This window comes from Streptomyces sp. W16, from assembly GCF_033194735.1.
Taxonomy (GTDB): domain Bacteria; phylum Actinomycetota; class Actinomycetes; order Streptomycetales; family Streptomycetaceae; genus Streptomyces.
Genome location: NZ_JAWOAI010000824.1, coordinates 1 through 2,988, shown reverse-complemented (window position 1 = coordinate 2,988; position 2,988 = coordinate 1). Strand labels below are relative to the sequence as shown.

Annotated in this window: 4 protein-coding genes and 1 pseudogene; 4 read left to right on the top strand and 1 reads right to left on the bottom strand. The window is 69.1% G+C overall.

What is annotated here, in order from left to right:
* Positions 1–391 (bottom strand): annotated as a pseudogene (locus R6V09_RS49950) (hypothetical protein); the annotation flags it as partial.
* A 308-nt stretch (positions 392–699) separates the two neighbouring features.
* Here R6V09_RS49950 and rimP point away from each other — a divergent pair.
* From rimP to R6V09_RS49930, 4 genes are all read left to right on the top strand, one after another.
* A complete protein-coding gene (rimP, locus tag R6V09_RS49945; RefSeq protein ID WP_317888059.1) occupies positions 700–1,215 on the top strand; it encodes a ribosome maturation factor RimP in 516 nt (171 codons plus the stop codon).
* Between the two features lie 2 nt (positions 1,216–1,217).
* Positions 1,218–2,216: a transcription termination factor NusA gene (gene nusA / locus R6V09_RS49940; RefSeq protein WP_317888058.1), complete on the top strand. Its 999-nt coding sequence runs from the start codon at positions 1,218–1,220 to the stop codon at positions 2,214–2,216.
* Positions 2,217–2,306: 90 nt separating this feature from the next.
* Positions 2,307–2,585 (top strand): YlxR family protein, encoded by a 279-nt coding sequence (locus R6V09_RS49935; RefSeq protein ID WP_200714795.1) that lies wholly within the window; start codon positions 2,307–2,309, stop codon positions 2,583–2,585.
* 146 nt (positions 2,586–2,731) lie between these two features.
* Positions 2,732–2,988: translation initiation factor IF-2 N-terminal domain-containing protein (locus R6V09_RS49930; RefSeq protein ID WP_317888057.1), on the top strand; the 257-nt coding region annotated here is incomplete at its 3' end.

The following is a 2,988-nucleotide window of genomic DNA, read 5'->3' as shown; positions in this document are numbered from 1 at the left end:
CCAGGGCGTCGCTCGCGGTCGCGGGTACGGCGGAGGCCGAAGCCGAAGCCGACGGCGGGACAGTGGCCGTAGCGGATGGTGTGGCCGAAGGCGTGGAACCGCTGCCCCCGAAGGCCGTCGCGTGCCGGACGACCTCCGCGCGGAGCGGGGTCAGGCGGTCCGTCAGGGTCGGGTGGGCGGCGAGTACCGCGTCGTAGTGCTGGAGCAGGGTCTCGCTGTCGCCGGCCGCACGCGCGCGTGCGCGCTCGGCGGCCGAGGGGCTGCCCGCGGTGTTCTCGGAGTCGTCGGCGTCGGTGGAGCAGCCCACCAGGAGCGCGGCTCCGGCGGCCGAGGCGAGCAGGCTCCTTCTGCGCGGTCCCGGGAGGGTGCGCGGAGGTGGGGGGAACGGCACGGCGGATCGTCCTCGGGGGGCTCGTACGAACGAAAACACGGGAAGGGCTGCGCGCCCGTGATCACGGTACCCGCGCATGCCTCGCACTTTCGTCACCGGCTCGTGTACCCACCCCAGGGGCGCGAGGAACTGCGCGAGAAGGCCCCACCGACCTGCACTCGCCCGACTACCGCAACCACCCGAGCTCAAAGGCGCCCGGCCCCACCGCCGGAGGCACACGTGGGCGGCAACACGCTCCGGGACCGGATACCCTTTGAGCAGACACGCGCCCTACCCACAACAGCACACGCGGCCGAGGAGTCACCCGGATGAGCACGACCCAGAGCGAGAGGCTGCGAGTACTGCTGGAACCGCTCGTCAGCTCCCAGGGACTCGATCTCGAAGAGGTCGAAGTGGACTCGGTCGGACGCAAGCGGGTGCTGCGCGTGGTCGTCGATTCCGACACGGGTGCCGATCTGGACCAGATCGCGGATGTGAGCCGCGCGCTCTCCGCGAAGCTCGACGAGACCGACGCGATGGGCGCGGGCGAGTACACCCTCGAAGTCGGGACTCCTGGTGCCGAGCGCGAGCTCACCGAGCACCGTCACTACGTGCGTGCCACCGACCGGCTGGTGAAGTTCCAGCTGGCCGAGAGCGGTGAGCTGGTCGCCCGGATCCTCGACGTGGACGACGACGGCATCGACGTGGAAGTGCCGGGCGTGAAGGGGCGGAAGCCCACCGCCAAGCGGCTCGCCTTCGCGGAGGTCGTGAAGGCCCGCGTGCAGGTCGAGTTCAACCGTAAGAACAAGAACGACGACAACGAAGAGAACGCAGAGGAGGCGTAGCCGTGGACATCGACATGAGTGCCCTGCGGGGCCTGGTACGGGAGAAGGAGATCTCCTTCGACCTGCTGGTCGGAGCGATCGAGTCGGCCCTCCTCATCGCCTACCACCGCACCGAGGGAAGCCGCCGCCACGCGCGCGTGGTGCTCGACCGTGAGAACGGCCATGTGACGGTCTGGGCGAAAGAGGACCCCGAGGACCTGGAGGAGGGGGAGGAGCCGCGCGAGTTCGACGACACCCCGTCCGACTTCGGCCGGATCGCCGCCACCACCGCCAAGCAGGTCATCCTGCAGCGGCTGCGGGACGCCGAGGACGAGGTGACGTTCGGCGAGTTCGCCGGCCGTGAGGGCGACATCGTCGCCGGTGTGGTCCAGCAGGGCCGCGACCCGAAGAACGTGCTCGTCGACATCGGCAAGCTGGAGGCCATCCTTCCGGTGCAGGAGCAGGTGCCGGGTGAGGAGTACCCGCACGGGCTGCGCCTTCGGTCGTACGTCGTCCGGGTGGCGAAGGGCATGCGCGGTCCGTCCGTCACCCTGTCCCGTACGCACCCCAACCTGGTGAAGCAGCTGTTCGCCATGGAGGTGCCGGAGATCGCCGACGGGTCCGTGGAGATCGCCGCCATCGCGCGGGAGGCCGGTCACCGTACGAAGATCGCCGTCCGCTCCACCCGCAGCGGTCTGAACGCCAAGGGTGCCTGCATCGGCCCCATGGGCGGCCGGGTGCGCGCGGTGATGAGCGAGCTGAACGGTGAGAAGATCGACATCGTCGACTGGTCGGACGACCCGGCCGAGATGGTGGCGCACGCACTCTCCCCGGCACGGGTCTCCAAGGTCGAGGTGGTGGACCTCGCGGCCCGCTCCGCGCGCGTGACGGTGCCGGACTACCAGCTGTCGCTGGCGATCGGCAAGGAAGGGCAGAATGCCCGGCTTGCGGCCCGCCTCACCGGCTGGCGGATCGACATCCGTCCGGACACCGAACAGCCGTCCGACCAGCCAGGGGAATAGTTCTCGGCCGCCAGTGGCTTAGATCACGACAACAGCCGTTCGATTCTTGCTCCGGAGGGGTGAGGTCGGTGCGGGGAGGTAGACTTAGCAGTGTCTGGCCGGACGCGAGCCCGCGCATGCCCTGAACGCACCTGTGTGGGGTGCCGGGAGCGAGCGGCCAAGAAGGAACTGCTGCGGATCGTGGCGGTCGAGGGCGAATGCGTCCCCGATCATCGCGGTACGCTGCCCGGCCGGGGTGCATATCTGCATCCCGCCCTGGTCTGTCTCGACCTGGCGGTACGTCGCCGGGCTTTCCCACGGGCGCTGCGTGCCCAGGGAACGCTCGACACAAAGGCGTTGCGTCTCTCCGTCGAGCAGGCAACACCGTAAGAGCGAGTCGTACGGAACCTCCGTGCGGCCCGGTATTCCGCGAGTTGGAAGTAGGTCGAGATTGCGATGAGCACTCGATGAGCACGCGATGAGTACGCCCATGAAGTAGCGACGGTCCGGACGCACCCGGACCTAAAAGGAGCGAAGTGGCTAAGGTCCGGGTATACGAACTCGCCAAGGAGTTCGGGGTGGAGAGCAAGGTCGTCATGGCCAAGCTCCAAGAACTCGGTGAATTTGTCCGTTCGGCGTCCTCGACGATCGAGGCGCCCGTTGTACGCAAGCTGACAGACGCCCTCCAGCAGGGCAGCGGAGGCGGCAAGCCCGCCCCCGCACGCAAGGCTGCCCCGGCACGGCCGGCAGCCCCCTCTCCGGCGCAGGGTGCCCGTCCGGGTCCTGCCGCCCC